Origin of the sequence: Streptomyces sp. NPDC085937, from assembly GCF_044540535.1 — a bacterium.
Taxonomy (GTDB): Bacteria; Actinomycetota; Actinomycetes; order Streptomycetales; family Streptomycetaceae; genus Streptomyces.
The window spans coordinates 383,281-397,574 of record NZ_JBITSH010000002.1 but is presented as its reverse complement, the minus strand read 5'-3'; the positions used below and the strand labels follow the sequence as shown (position 1 = coordinate 397,574).

The 14,294-nt window shown below is 72.2% G+C and carries 12 protein-coding genes; 10 read left to right on the top strand and 2 right to left on the bottom strand.

Going from position 1 to position 14,294, the window contains the following annotated elements; genetic code table 11:
* Positions 1-61: 61 nt before the first annotated feature.
* A complete protein-coding gene (locus tag ACIF8S_RS05295) occupies positions 62-646 on the bottom strand; it encodes a biotin transporter BioY (protein ID WP_399997438.1) in 585 nt (194 codons plus the stop codon).
* Positions 647-1,114: 468 nt separating this feature from the next.
* On the opposite strand from ACIF8S_RS05295, the gene ACIF8S_RS05290 reads away from it, so the two are divergent.
* The 8 genes from ACIF8S_RS05290 (at position 1,115) to ACIF8S_RS05255 (ending at position 9,579) form a co-directional block, all read left to right on the top strand.
* A complete protein-coding gene (locus ACIF8S_RS05290; protein ID WP_399997437.1) occupies positions 1,115-2,323 on the top strand; it encodes an ROK family protein in 1,209 nt (402 codons plus the stop codon).
* Positions 2,324-2,544: 221 nt separating this feature from the next.
* Entirely contained in the window at positions 2,545-3,609 is a 1,065-nt protein-coding gene (locus tag ACIF8S_RS05285) for an ABC transporter substrate-binding protein (protein ID WP_399997436.1), read from the top strand.
* 5 nt (positions 3,610-3,614) lie between these two features.
* A complete protein-coding gene (locus ACIF8S_RS05280; RefSeq protein WP_399997435.1) occupies positions 3,615-4,460 on the top strand; it encodes an ABC transporter permease in 846 nt (281 codons plus the stop codon).
* Complete coding sequence (locus tag ACIF8S_RS05275) at positions 4,436-5,155, top strand: ABC transporter ATP-binding protein (RefSeq protein WP_399997434.1); 720 nt, start codon at positions 4,436-4,438, stop codon at positions 5,153-5,155. Before ACIF8S_RS05280 ends, ACIF8S_RS05275 begins: the two co-directional genes overlap by 25 nt.
* Before the next feature lie 107 nt (positions 5,156-5,262).
* On the top strand, positions 5,263-6,624 hold the full coding sequence (locus ACIF8S_RS05270) for an LLM class flavin-dependent oxidoreductase (protein ID WP_399997433.1): 1,362 nt from the start codon (positions 5,263-5,265) through the stop codon (positions 6,622-6,624).
* A gap of 36 nt (positions 6,625-6,660) precedes the next feature.
* Positions 6,661-7,575 (top strand): TauD/TfdA dioxygenase family protein, encoded by a 915-nt coding sequence (locus ACIF8S_RS05265; RefSeq protein WP_399997432.1) that lies wholly within the window; start codon positions 6,661-6,663, stop codon positions 7,573-7,575.
* A 211-nt stretch (positions 7,576-7,786) separates the two neighbouring features.
* Positions 7,787-9,166, top strand: a complete 1,380-nt coding sequence (locus ACIF8S_RS05260) for an amino acid permease (RefSeq protein WP_399997431.1) — start codon at positions 7,787-7,789, stop codon at positions 9,164-9,166.
* Between the two features lie 170 nt (positions 9,167-9,336).
* Positions 9,337-9,579: a hypothetical protein gene (locus ACIF8S_RS05255; RefSeq protein ID WP_191881482.1), complete on the top strand. Its 243-nt coding sequence runs from the start codon at positions 9,337-9,339 to the stop codon at positions 9,577-9,579.
* Between the two features lie 6 nt (positions 9,580-9,585).
* On the opposite strand, the gene ACIF8S_RS05250 is transcribed toward ACIF8S_RS05255, so the two are convergent.
* Positions 9,586-10,233 (bottom strand): DsbA family protein, encoded by a 648-nt coding sequence (locus tag ACIF8S_RS05250; protein ID WP_399997430.1) that lies wholly within the window; start codon positions 10,231-10,233, stop codon positions 9,586-9,588.
* A 138-nt stretch (positions 10,234-10,371) separates the two neighbouring features.
* Here ACIF8S_RS05250 and pepN point away from each other — a divergent pair, with 138 nt between their 5' ends.
* Positions 10,372-12,951 (top strand): aminopeptidase N, encoded by a 2,580-nt coding sequence (gene pepN, locus ACIF8S_RS05245; RefSeq protein ID WP_399997429.1) that lies wholly within the window; start codon positions 10,372-10,374, stop codon positions 12,949-12,951.
* A gap of 262 nt (positions 12,952-13,213) precedes the next feature.
* A complete protein-coding gene (locus ACIF8S_RS05240; protein ID WP_399997428.1) occupies positions 13,214-14,266 on the top strand; it encodes a hypothetical protein in 1,053 nt (350 codons plus the stop codon).
* The last annotated feature ends 28 nt before the right edge of the window (positions 14,267-14,294 follow it).

Genomic DNA, 14,294 nt, shown 5'->3' with positions numbered 1-14,294 from the left:
GGAAGGGCTCGGCGGGCGCTGTCACAGCGCGCGCCGAGCCCTTCGGCGTGAGTGCCGGTCGTCAGCGCTTGTCGACGAGCTTCCAGGCGGTGGGCAGCAGGCCCATGGCGAGCGCCGCCTTGAGCGCGTCACCGATGAGGAACGGCGTCAGGCCGGCCGCGATCGCCGCGGAGGCCGACATGCCGGTGGCCAGGGCGAGGTAGGGCACGCCGACGGCGTAGACGACCGCCGAGCCGAGCACCATGGTGCCGGCCGTGCGCCAGGCGGAGCGGTCGGCGCCGCGGCGGGCGAGCGCGCCCACGACCACGGACGCCAGCAGCATGCCGAGGATGTAGCCGAAGGACGGCATGCCCATCCCGGACATGCCCTCCGCGAACCACGGGACACCGGCCATGCCCACCAGCGCGTAGACCGCGAGGGAGACGAAGCCGCGGCGGGCGCCGAGGGTGGTGCCGACGAGGAGCGCCGCGAAGGTCTGTCCGGTCACCGGCACCGGGGAGCCGGGGACGGGCACCGCGATCTGGGCGGCGAGGCCGGTGAACGCGGCACCGCCGAGCACGAGGGCCGCGTCCCGGACGCGGGAGGCGGGGACCAGGTCGGCGAGGACCTGTCCGGGCCGGGCGGAGGTGACGGTGGCGGTGCTCATGGGGACTCCCCGGGGTGAGGGCAAGTGGGAACACGGCGACGCTATACCGGCGCCCCCGTGCCGATCACCAGCAGCGCTCGACAAAGGGTCGAACGGGGAGTTGGTGGGCTCCGGACAAAGAAACGCAGCGACACCCCGGTGGAGGTGACCCCGGTCACTGAGGTGACGTGGTGTCGCCGACACGGCCGGGCGGAGCGGTGGCTGTAGGGATCCACCAACGCCGGTACCGGAGTTCGCACCGGCCGTCTCGCCCGTCGGTCACCGTCTGGGCAGCGGGCGAGCCGGTTTGCTAGCTTCGATCCATGGTCGCCCAGTCCCGGAACTTCACCTCGCGTCGCCACGTCGATCTGCGACGCGTGGGCGCCACCGCCTGTCGCCTCCTCTGACGAGGCCGGCGGAGCGGATCCGACGCGCCTCGACTCCCGTACGACGGCGCAGTGTCGGACCCGTTCCCCGAGGAAGTTCCCCATGCTTCGTACCGTGGCACCCCCCTCCCCTTCCCCCTCTCCCTCGGCGCGTGCCGCCGATCCCGACCGGCGGCGGACCAGTGCCCGCACGGTGCTGCGCTGCGTGCTGGAGCACGGGCCGGTGGCGCGCAGCACGATCGCGCGGCTCACCGGGCTCTCGCCGGCCTCCGTGACCGACCACTGTGCCCGTCTGGTGGGGCTGGGACTGGTCCGGGAGGCCGCGGCGCCCCGCCGCTCGGGTGGTGTCGGGCGGCCGCACCTGCCGCTCGACGTGGACCGCTCGCGGCTGGTGGTGGGCGGCGTGCACGTCGCACTGCCGCACACCACGGTGGCGCTGCTCGACCTGCGCGGGCGGGTGCTCGCCGAACGGCGGCTGCCGCACCCGGACACCGACCCGGCGCGGGTGCTGGAGCGGGCCGCCGAGGGTCTCGCGGACCTCTTCCGGCGGGTGCCGGAGCGGCGGCCGCTGGGCGTCGGCTTCGCCGCCGGCGGCTGGGTGGACCGTGAGGCGGGCACCGTCGTCGACCATCCGCTGCTGGGCTGGCGCGACGTCCCCGCGCGGGAGGTGCTGCGGGCCCGCACCGGGCTGCCGGTCCATGTGGACGGGCACGCGCGGGCGCTGGTGGACGCGGAGCGGATGTTCGGGCGGGCGGCGCGGGACAGCCGCAGCGTGCTGCACCTGTTCGCCGGCAACATCGTCGACGCGGCGTTCGCCACCCATGACGAGGTGCACCACGGGCCGCGTTCGCAGGCCGGGGCGATCGCCCATCTCCCGCTGGCGGGCGGCCTAGAGCCCTGCGCCTGCGGCCGGTTCGGCTGCCTCCAGGCCGAGTTGAGCGAGCGCACGCTGGGCCGGCGGGCCAGGGAGGCCGGGGTCAGCGACGGACGCGACCCTCGGCACGTGGTCGACGCGGCGGCGGCCGGGCATCCGGTGGCCGGGCGGCTCCTGCGGGAGCGGGCCCGCATGACGGGGCGCGCGGTGCGGCTGCTGACGGACGTCCTCAATCCGGAGAGCGTGGTGGTCACCGAGATCGGTGTCATCCACCGGCCGGACTGTCTCGCGGCGCTGCGCGGCGAGCTGGACCCGGCGCGGGCGGCGACGGTGACGCCGACGAGTTTCCCGGATTCCGTACTGTCCACGGCGGCCGGATCGGTCGCTCTCGACGTCCTCTACCGGGACCCGCTGAGCGTGTCACCAGAGCGTATTTAATTCAGAAACTCGGAATATTGACACTCCCCCTCAGGGAACAGGAACATGCTGGTCATGAGCTGTCGCACCCTCTGTTGCTGACGCGTTGACGCGCGGTCGTCCGCGCCGTCCCCCCTTTCCTGCGTGATTCTTTTCCGGGCCTTTTCCGCCCGGTCGTTCCGCCTGCCTTTCTGTCCCGCGCACCCCCCTGTGCGCCTTTCCGCGTCCTCTGGAGTTTCCTCATGCCCGCACCGCCCGCGCCCGGCCTCGACCGGCGGCTCTTCCTGACCTCCCTGCTCGGCGTCACCGCCGCTGCCGCCGGACTGAGCGGCTGCGCCGAGGCCGGGGCCGTGGCCGACGAGGCGTCGCTGAAGGCCCCGCTCGCCAGGAAGGTCCCGCCCGGCACCCGTCTGAAGATCTCATCGTTCGAGAACTTCCAGCAGATCCAGCTGAAGCTGGCCGGCCTCGACGACCTGCCCTTCGAGGTGGCCGACTGGCTGAACATCGGGGCCGGCCCGGACGTCATCAACGCCTTCCGCGCCAAGTCCCTGGACCTCGCCAACAACGCGGGCATCCCGCCGATCCAGGCCTTCTACCAGGGCTTCGACGCGCGGATCGTCGCCATCAACATCACCCGCAAGCCCAACTACCTCTTCGCCACGAAGCCCGGCAGCGACATCCGCACCGTCGCCGACTTCAAGGGCAGGCGGCTCGCCTTCTCCCAGGGCCAGGCGCAGGGCGTGGTGCTGCTTCGCGCCCTCAAGGAGGCCGGCCTGAAGCAGGACGAGGCCGAGCTGGTCCCGCTGACCAGCAACCAGTTCCTCACCGCCCTGCAGTCCGGGCAGGTGGACATCGCCCCGCTCGGCAACAGCCAGGCACCCGCCTATCTGAAGCAGTACGGCGCGAAGGGCGCCCGCACCATCCCCACCGAGGTGGTGGACCTGCTCAACCTGCTGTGGGCGCCGGCCGAGGTGCTCGCCGACCGGGCGAAGGCGGCCGCGGTCGCCGCGTACGTCCCGTACTGGGCCAAGGGCGCGGTGTGGCAGTACGAGCACCCCGACGAATGGAACCGGGAGTACTACGTCAAGACGCAGAACCTCACCCTCGACCAGGCCGAGTCCATCACCGCACTGGCCAACAAGCCCCTGTTCCCCCCGAGTTGGGACGAGGCGATCGCATGGGAGCAGGAGACCGCCGATCTGCTCGCGGAGGGCGGCTACGTGAAGAAGTTCGACGTCAACGGCCTCTTCGACCGGCGCTTCGAGTCCCTCGCGGCGAAGGCCGTGCCCCAGGAGTACCGGAGGTGACCGCCATGACCACGACCACACCCGCACCCGCCCCGCCCACCGCCGTCGAGGAGGAGGAACACCAGGTACGGCGACGACGGCGGCTGTCCCCGGGCCGGCGGCTGCCCGCCACCCGCCTCGCCGGCCCGCTGCTGGTGCTGCTGCTGTGGGCCGCCGCTTCCGCCGCCGGCCGGCTGGACCCCGGGGCGATCCCCGCGCCCTGGACGGTGGTGGAGACCGGGGTCCGGCTGTGGAGCGACGGCACCCTGGCGAACGACGTCCTCACCTCGCTGCGGCGCGCGGGCGCCGGGTTCGCGATCGGTCTGACCGGGGGCATCGTGCTCGCCCTGGCGTCCGGGCTGAGCCGGACCGGCGAGGCACTGATCGACGGGAGCGTGCAGCTCAACCGCGCGGTGCCGACGCTCGGCCTGATCCCGCTGTTCATCCTCTGGCTGGGCATCGGCGAGACCTTCAAGATCGCGATCATCGCCATCGTCGTCTACATCCCGATCTATCTGAACACCCACTCCGCGCTGTCCGGCATCGACCACCGGTTCGTGGAGCTGGCGGAGGTGCAGGGCCTGTCCCGGTTCGCCTTCGTCCGGCAGGTCGTCGTGCCCGGCGCCCTGCCCGGCTTCTTCGTCGGGCTGCGGCTCGGCGTGACCGGGTCCTGGCTGGGCCTGGTCGTCCTCGAACAGATCAACGCCACCAGCGGACTCGGCTACATGATGTTCCAGGCGCAGAACTACGGCCAGACGGACGTCATCCTCGTCGGTCTCGTCGTCTACGGCCTCTTCGGCCTGGTCTCCGACACCGCCGTCCGCGCGATCGAACGGAGGGTGCTGTCATGGCGCCGCACACTGAGCAGCTGACTCGGCCGGCCGTGCGGCTGCGCGGCCTCACCCGGTCCTTCGAGGGCCGCACGGTGCTCGACGGCGTCGACCTCGACCTGCCCGCCGGGCAGTTCACCGCGCTGCTCGGGCACAGCGGCTCCGGCAAGAGCACCTTGCTCCGCGCGATCGCGGGCATCGACCACGGGGTGGCGGGCAGCGGCACACTGACCGCACCCGGGCGGGTGTCGGTGGTCTTCCAGGACTCCCGGCTGCTGCCCTGGCGCCGGGTGCTGCCCAACGTGCTGCTGGGCCTGGACGGCAAGGACGCCGAGGAGCGCGGCCGGGCCGCCCTCGCCGAGGTCGGTCTGGGCGGCCGGGAACGCGCCTGGCCGAGCGAGCTGTCGGGCGGCGAGCAGCAACGGGCCGCCCTGGCCCGGTCCCTGGTGCGCGAGCCGGAACTGCTGCTCGCGGACGAGCCGTTCGGGGCGCTGGACGCGCTGACCCGGATCAAGATGCACGCACTGCTGCGGCAGCTGTGGGAGCGGCACCGGCCGTCGGTGCTGCTGGTCACGCACGACGTGGACGAGGCCATCGCCCTCGCGGACCGCGTGCTGGTGCTGGAGGACGGCCGGATCGGGCTCGACCTGGCGATCGACCGCGAGGGCCCGCATTCCCACGGCGCGTACCGCTCCCGGCTGCTGAAGGCGCTCGGCGTCACCGAGGACGCGCCGTGACCACCCGCCCGCGCCGCTCCTGAAACACCCTCCCCCACCACCCCACCACCCGCACCTAAAGCGCCGAAAGCGCCGAGAAGCCGTAAGCGCCGAGAAAGGGATCCCCCATGCCCAGACAGCTCCACCTCAACGCCTTCCTCATGAACACCGGCCACCACGAGGCGTCGTGGCGGCTGCCCGAAAGCGATCCGTACGCACACGTCGACCTGGACCACCACATACGGCTGGCCCGCATCGCCGAACGGGGCACCTTCGACTCGCTGTTCCTCGCCGACGGTCCCCAGCTGTGGAACACGGTGGCCCAGCGTCCCGCCGGTGCGCTGGAGCCGCTCACCCTGCTCACCGCGCTGGCCACGGCGACCGAGCACATCGGGCTGATCGCGACGGCGTCCACGTCGTACAACTCGCCCTACAACCTGGCCCGTAAGTTCGCCTCGCTGGACGTCGTCAGCAAGGGCCGGGCCGGCTGGAACATCGTCACCACCGCCGGGGCCGAGGCGGCCCGCAACTTCGGCCTGGACGCGGAGCCCGCGCACGCCGAACGGTACGCGCGCGCAGCCGAGTTCCTGGACGTCGCCCGGCTGCTGTGGGACAGCTGGGAGGACGACACGATCGTCGCCGACAAGGCGGCGGGCGTGTGGGGCGACGACGCGAAGATCCACCCGCCGCGCCACCGGGGCAGGTATTTCCGGGTCGAGGGCGCGCTCAACGTGCCACGCACCCCGCAGGGTTACCCGCTGCTGGTGCAGGCCGGGTCGTCGGAGGACGGCAAGCGGTTCGCGGCACGGTACGCGGAGGCCGTGTTCACCGCCCAGCAGACCCTGGCCGACGCGCAGTCCTTCTACGCCGACCTCAAGGCCCGTACGGCGGCGGCCGGACGCGACCCCGGCCACATCAAGGTGCTGCCCGGCATCGTGCCCGTGGTCGGCTCCACCGAGGCGGAGGCGCGGCGGCTGGAGCAGGTGCTGGAGGAGCACATCGTGCACGAGCACGGCATGCGCCGCCTGGAGGAGCTGCTGCGGCTCACCCCGGGGACGCTCGACCTGGACGGCGAACTGCCGGACGGGCTGCCCTCGGAGGACGACATCGAGGGCGCCAAGAGCCGCTACACGCTGATCGTGGAGCTGGCCCGGCGCGAGCGGCTCACCGTGCGGCAGCTGATCGGGCGGCTGGGCGGCGGGCGCGGGCACCTCACCTTCGCGGGCACGCCCGAGCAGGTCGCCGACACCATCGGCCGGTGGTTCGCCGAAGGCGCCGCCGACGGCTTCAACATCATGCCGGCGGTGCTGCCGTCCGGCCTGGAGACGTTCGTCGACCAGGTCGTGCCGATCCTGCGCGAGCGCGGCCTGTTCCGCACCGAGTACGGCCCCCGGCGCACCCTGCGCGAGCGCTACGGGCTGCCGCGCCCCGCCAACCAGCACGTCACCCCGCACGCCCCCGAGCCGGCCCCCGCGGCCGCGCTCGTCTGACCGACCCCTCCCCGTCACAGGAAGGCACACGCCCTCATGTCGGACCTCCAGATCACCAAGGTCACCGCGAACATCGGCGCCCGGGTCTTCGGCGTCGACCTCTCCCGGCCGCTGGACGACGCCACCGTCACCGCGCTGCGCGACGCCCTGAACGAGCACAAGACGCTGCTGTTCGACGACGTGCACCTCGACGACGCCGGCCAGCAGGCCTTCGTACGGCACTTCGGCGACATCACCGGCGCCCACCCGACCGTGCCCGCCGTCGAGGGCGCGCCCAGCGTGCTGCCGGTCGACAGCGGGCGCGGGCGCGCGGCCAACAACTGGCACACGGACGTCACCTTCGTCCTCAACCCGCCGCAGGCGACCTCCCTGCGCAGCATCACGATCCCGCCGTACGGGGGCGAGACGCTGATCGCCAGTTCGGCCGCCGCCTACCGCGACCTGCCCGAGCCGCTCCGCCGGCTGGCCGACACGCTGTGGGCCGAGCACACCAACGACTACGACTACGCCGTCCCGGAGGAGGCCGTGGACGAGGACGAGGCGGCGCGGCGCGCCCAGTTCACCTCCGTGCGGTACCGCACCGTCCACCCGGTGGTGCGGGTGCACCCGCTCACCGGTGAACGCGGGCTGTTCATCGGCGGGTTCGCGCAGCGGATCGTGGGGCTGTCCAAGGGTGAGTCGCGCAAGGTGCTGGACCTGCTCCAGGCGTACGTCACGCGGCCGGAGAACGTGGTGCGGTGGCGCTGGGCGCCGAACCAGCTGGTGCTGTTCGACAACCGCATCACCCAGCACTACGCGATCGACAACTACGACGGCCTGCCGCGCCGCCTGCACCGGGTGACGGTCGCCGGTGACGTGCCGGTCGGCATCGACGGCAAGGAGTCGTACGCGATCGAGGGGGACGCCTCGCACTACACGAGCGTCGCGCAGGTCGCGGCCGCCGCGGCGTGACGGCCGCGAGCGCGGTGACGGTCGGGAGCGGGGTGACGGCCGCGAGCGGGGTGACGGTCGGGAGCGGGGTGACGGCCACCCCGCAGTGACCGGACTGTGACCCTCCGCTTGACTGTCGTCCACATGCTGGGCGGCCGCTCCGTGACCACCGGGCGGCCACCCAGACTGGGCGGCGTTTTTGTCGTCTCCCCCCATTGGACGATCCGCCCCCATGCCCCCCACCTCGGTCGAGACGCCCACGGACACCGACGGCGTCTCCCTCTCGCACGGCCTCAAACAGCGCCACCTGTCGATGATCGCCCTCGGCGGGGTGATCGGCGCGGGACTGTTCGTCGGTTCCGGCGCGGGCATCGCCGCCGCCGGCCCCTCCATCGTGATCGCCTACGCCCTCTCCGGTCTGCTGGTCATGCTGGTGATGCGGATGCTGGGCGAGATGTCGGCCGCGTATCCCTCCTCCGGGTCCTTCTCCTCGCACGCCGAGCGGGCCGTCGGACCCTGGGCCGGGTTCACCGCCGGCTGGGCGTTCTGGGTGCTGCTGTGCACGGCGGTCGGCCTGGAGGGCATCGGCGCCGCGCAGATCGTCCACGGCTGGCTGCCGGGCACGCCCGAGTGGGCGTGGGTCGCGCTGTTCATGGTGGTGTTCTGCGGGACCAATCTCGCGGCGGTGAAGAACTTCGGCGAGTTCGAGTTCTGGTTCGCGGCGCTGAAGGTGGGCGCGATCACCCTGTTCCTGGTGCTGGGCGTACTGGCGCTGGCCGGTGTGCTGCCGGGCACCGACTCGCCGGGCGGCTCCCACCTCACCGAGCTGCTGCCCAACGGCGGCGAGGGTCTGGTCATCGGCCTGCTCGCGTCCGTCTTCGCCTACGGCGGCCTGGAGACGGTGACCATCGCGGCCGCCGAGTCGCAGGACCCGGTCCGCGGCGTGGCGCGCGCGGTGCGCACCGCGATGTGGCGGATCGCCGTCTTCTACGTCGGCTCGATGGCCGTCATCGTCGCGCTCGTCCCCTGGGACTCCCCCGAGGTGGTGGAGAACGGCCCCTACGTCGCCGCCCTCGACCGGCTCGGCATCCCCGGGGCGGGCGAGCTGATGAACGTGGTCGTGCTGGTGGCGCTGCTGTCCGCGATGAACGCCAACATCTACGGCGCCTCCCGCATCGGCTACTCGCTGGTGGAGCGCGGCCAGGGCCCGAAGTGGCTGGGCAGGGTGTCGGGCGGGGTGCCGCGCGTCGCCGTGCTGGCGTCGTCCGTGTTCGGCTTCCTGTGCGTGCTGCTGAGCTACTGGCGTCCCGACGACGTCTTCGCCTGGCTGCTGAACATGATCGGCGCGGTGATCCTGGTCGTCTGGATCTTCATCGCCGTCTCCCAGCTGCGGCTGCGCCGCCGCCTGGAACGCGAGACGCCGGAGCGGCTGGCCGTACGGATGTGGGCGTTCCCGTGGCTGACCTGGGTGGCCCTGGCCGGCATGGCAACGGTCTTCGTCCTGATGGCCCGTGAACCGGACACCCGCGTCCAGCTGTACTCGACGGGTGCGATGACGCTGGCGCTGGCAGCGGTCGGCTACGCCTGGCAGCGGGCACGCGAGCGTCGCTGACCGGACAGCCCCTTCTGTTGCTAGCGTGTAGTTGCAACTAGGTTGCAACAAGCGCCCGCCTCGGGATCGTCTTCTCACCGTTCACCCGGCAGGCGGAAAGAAGGAAGCCCCCGCGAGGACCTGACTCGCGGGGGCTTCCGGTATGCGGCATTCCGGGTCATCGTTGCGCAATGGCGACACAGCGGACGATGACCCACTCATGCTGGACCTGCGGCAGCGACCAGCCCCACCGCCTGCTGAACAAGAAGGAGGAGGACTGGCTCAAGGAGCGGCTCGGACGCAAAGGAGTGAGCGAGTTCAGGCTCTGCGTGAACGTCCTGGACCCCGACACCGGGAAGCAGTGCCGCAACCTGCGCACGGGCTTCACCGAGAAGCCGTTCGCCAAGCCGATCAAGGTGCCCGTACTGGACTGACGTCCGTCACAGGTTGCTGAAGTCCGGGCCCTTCGTGCGGGTGCGCTTGATCTCGTAGAAGCCGGGGACCGAGGCCACCGCGAGGGTGCCGTCCCAGAGGCGGACGGCTTCCTCTCCCTGGGGGGCGGGGGTGACGACCGGGCCGAAGAAGGCGATCTCCTCGCCGTCGGGGCCGGGGACCGCGATCACCGGGGTGCCGACCTCCTGGCCCACCTTGTCGATGCCCTCCTTGTGGGAGGCGCGCAGCTGCGGCTCGTAGGGCGTGGAGTCCCAGTGGTCCATGAGGGAGTCGGGCAGACCGACCTCCTTCAGCGCCGCGGCGACCGTCTCCTTGCGCGGGCCCTCGCCCTGGTTGTGGATGCGGGTGCCGAGCGCGGTGTAGAGGTCGCCGAGCACCTGCGAGCCGTGCTCCTCCTGCGCCGCGATGACCACGCGCACCGGCCCCCAGGCCTTCACCTCGAGCATCTCGCGGTACTCCGCGGGCAGCTGGTCCAGCTTGTCCTCGTTCAGGACGGCCAGGCTCATCAGATGCCAGCGGACGTCGAGGTCCCGCTGCTTCTGCACCTCCAGCACCCACCGGGAGGTCATCCAGGCCCAGGGGCACAGCGGGTCGAACCAGAAGTCGACGGGCGTGGCGGGAGACTTGTCCGACATGTCGCTCCTCGTGAAGGCAGTGTTTCCCCGTGGGAACGCCGTGGCTCGCCCCGGCCATTCCCGGCTGCCCCGAGTCAGGGGCGCATGGCAGGATCGGTGCTGTCCTTCCCCTGTCGACGACGCATGAGGAGTCCGCCCGTGCCCGGTGAGAATCTGACCCGTGACGAGGCCCGGGAGCGGGCAGCCCTGCTGTCCGTCGACGGGTACGAGGTGTCCCTTGACCTGCGGTCCGCGGTCGGCGAGCACAGCGGCGACGGCCCGCGCACCTTCCGGTCGGTCACCACCGTGCGGTTCCGCTGCGCCGAGCCGGGGGCGAGCAGCTTCGCCGACCTGATCGCGCCCGCCGTGACGGCCGTGTCCCTCAACGGACGGGACCTCGACCCGGGCCAGGTCTTCGACGGCAGCCGCATCCTCCTGGAGGACCTGGCCGCCGACAACGAGCTGGTCGTCGACGCGCGGTGCGCCTACTCCCGCACCGGCGAGGGCATGCACCGCTTCGTCGACCCCGAGGACGGCGAGGTGTACCTGTACACCCAGTACGAGCCGGCCGACGCCCGCCGGGTCTACGCCAACTTCGAGCAGCCGGATCTGAAGGCGCCGTACCGCTTCGAGGTGCGGGCGCCCGAGGGCTGGACGGTGTGGAGCAACGGCGCGGGCGAACTCGCCGACGGCGTGTGGCGGTTCGCGGAGACCAAGCCCATCTCGACGTACATCACGTGTGTCGTCGCGGGGCCGTACCACTACGTGACCGACCGCTACGAGCGGGTCTTCGAGGACGGCACCCGGCTGGAGATCCCGCTCGGCGCGATGTGCCGCAAGGGCCTCGCCCCGCACTTCGACGCCGACGACGTCTTCCTGGTCACCAAGCAGGGCCTGGACTTCTTCCACGACCACTTCGACCACCCCTACCCGTTCGGGAAGTACGACCAGGCGTTCGTGCCGGAGTACAACCTGGGCGCGATGGAGAACCCGGGGATGGTGACCTTCCGTGAGGAGTTCATCTTCCGCGGCAAGGTGACGCGGGCCTCCTACGAGGGCCGGGCCAACGTGATCCTGCACGAGATGGCCCACATGTGGTTCGGCGACCTGGTCACCATGGAGTGGTGGGACGACCTGTGGCTGAAGGAGTCCTTCGCGGACTTCATGGGCGCGTTCTCCCTGGTCGGCGCGACCCGCTTCACCGACGGCTGGATCACCTTCGCCAACCGCCGCAAGGCGTGGGCGTACCGCGCGGACCAGCTGCCCTCCACGCACCCGATCACCGCCGACATCCGCGACCTTCAGGACGCCAAGCTCAACTTCGACGGCATCACCTATGCCAAGGGCGCCTCCGTGCTCAAGCAGCTCGTGGCGTACGTCGGCCAGGACGCGTTCCTGGAGGGCGCCCGCCGCTACTTCAAGCGGCACGCCTACGGCAACACCCGGCTCGGTGACCTGCTGTCGGTCCTGGAGGAGACCAGCGGGCGGGACATGGCCGCGTGGTCGCGGGCGTGGCTGGAGACGGCCGGGGTCAACTCCCTGACCCCGCAGGTGCTGCTGGCCGAGGACGGCACCGTGGACGAGCTGGCGGTCGTGCAGGAGGCCGCCGAGTCGCACCCCGAACTGCGCCCGCACCGGGTCGCGGTGGGTCTGTACCGGCGCACGGACTCGGGCACCCTGGAGCGGTACGCGCAGGCCGAGACGGACGTCGAGGGTCCGCGTACGGTCGTGGCGGAGCTGGCGGGCGCGGCCGCGCCGGAGCTGGTGCTGGTCAACGACGACGACCTCACGTACTGCAAGACGCGGTTCGACGACACCTCCCTCGCCACGCTGCGGGAGGCCCTGGGCGACCTCACCGACCCGCTGGCGCGCGCGCTGTGCTGGTCGGCGCTGTGGAACATGACGCGCGACGCGCTGCTGCCGGCCCGGGACTTCATCGAGCTGGTGCTGCGGTTCGCGGGCCGGGAGACCGACATCGGCGTGCTGCAGATGCTGCACGCGTGGGCGGAGTCGGCGGCCGTGCACTACACCGCGCCGGAGCACCGCGAGCAGGCCGGGCTGCGGCTCGCCGAGGGCGCCGCGGAGCAGCTGCGGGCGGCCGGCGAGGGGAGCGAGCAGCAGCTGGCGTGGGCGCGGTTCCACGCCCATGTGGCCGCCGCGCCGGCCGACTTCGAGCTGCTGGGCTCACTGCTGGACGGCACGGTGACGCTGCCCGGTCTCGAGGTCGACCAGGAGCTGCGCTGGGCGTTCCTGGAGCCGCTGGCCGCGCACGGAGTGGCGGACGAGAAGCGGCTGGACGAGGAGCTGGCGCGGGACGACACCGCGTCCGGCCGCCGTCACCACGTCCGCTGTCTGGCCGCCCGTCCGTCGGAGGCGGTCAAGGCGCAGTGCTGGGCGCAGGTCGTGGAGTCGGACGCGCTGTCCAACGCGCTGGTGGAGGCGACGATCACGGGCTTCGCCCAGTCGTCCCAGCGGGAGCTGATCGCGCCGTACGCGGAGAAGTACTTCGCGGTGATCGAGCGGGTGTGGACGGAGCGGTCGATCCAGATCGGCATGGACGTGGTCCGCGGTCTGTTCCCGTCGTACCAGGACTCCCAGGGCACCCTGGACGCGACGGACGCGTGGCTCGCTTCCCACGAGGACGCGGCGCCGGCGCTGCGGCGGCTGGTGCTGGAGGCGCGGGACGATCTGGCACGGGCCATGCGGGGCCAGGCGTGTGACGCCGCGTCCGCCATGTGACCGCACCCTTCTCGGGGCTCCGCCCGGGGCCCCGCTCCTCAAACGCCGGAGGGGCTGAGAACAGCCCTTCCGGCGTTTGAAGACCCCGTGCGACCGCCGTTACCGAACGCGGGCATTCGGGCCGTAACCCGGGGCTCTCACCCGAACGGACCAGGGGGTTTCGGTATCCGAACACGCGTCCTTTAGTGCGGGCTTGTCCGGGTTCGTCGACGAGCGTGTAACACGGGTTCGGAGGCCGTCCGGAGGCGGGAAATTGCCGGTCATGAACCACAACACCCCCCTCTCCCCGCGCCCCCTGCACCACCTCGCCACCGGCACCGGACGTCGTGTCCTGACCCACACGCAACTGCGGGCCCACGGCGTCTCGGCCGCCGAGGCCGGCGAGCAGTGCCGCCCCGGCGGGGCCTGGCAGCAGCTGCTGCCCGGTGTCGTCCTGCTCCACCCCGGACCGCCGACGAGCGAGGAACGCCTGCACGCGGTGCTGCTGTACGCGGCGCGGGAGCGCACCGTGAGCGTGCCGGTGCAGCCGGGGAGGGACGAACCGCCCGCCTCCCCCTACGGCGAGGCGATGATCACCGGCCTGGCCGCGCTGACCCTGCACGGGTTCGCCTCCACGCCTCCGCTGCCGTCCCTGGAGACGTTCGACGTGCTGGTGCCGCGGCTGCGCCGGCTGCGTTCGACGGGCTGCGCCCGGATCGTGCGCACCGCCGACCTGCCCGTCCCGGAGCAGGTCACCGGCCTGCCGGTGGCCCCGGTCCCGCGGGCCCTGGCGGACGCGGTGGCGGGCCTGAAGGACGCCGTCGCGGTGCGCCGGCTGCTGACCGAGGCGGTGCGCGGCGGGCACTGCGAGCCGGCCGCGGTGGTGCGCGAGCTGACCGCCGCCAAGCTGCTGAACCGGCCGCACGTGGTGGACGCGGTCGACTCGCTGCTGGCCGAGGGGCGGTCGCTCGCCGAGGCACGGCTGTACCGGATGGTCCGCGAGTACGGCCTGCCGGACCCCTGCTGGAACGTGGACCTGCGGCTGCCCGGTGGCCCGCACCTGGGCGGCCTGGACGCGTACTGGCCGGAGCAGTCGGTGGCGGTGGAGCTGGACACCCGCGCGCCCCGGCCGGGCGGGCGGCCCGAGGAGGACGCCGAGTGGACGGAGCACGCCCGCAAGCGTGAGCACCTGGAGCGCCTCGGCATCACGGTCGTCCACATCACGCCCCGCAAGCTGCGGGACGCGGCGGAGCAGCAGGCGGCGGTGGTCCGCACCGCCCTGATGGCGGCGGCCGACCGCGATCCGGCCGCGTACGTCGTCGTGCTGCCCCGGTAGTGCGGCACCACGGCGGGGCCGCGGCCCT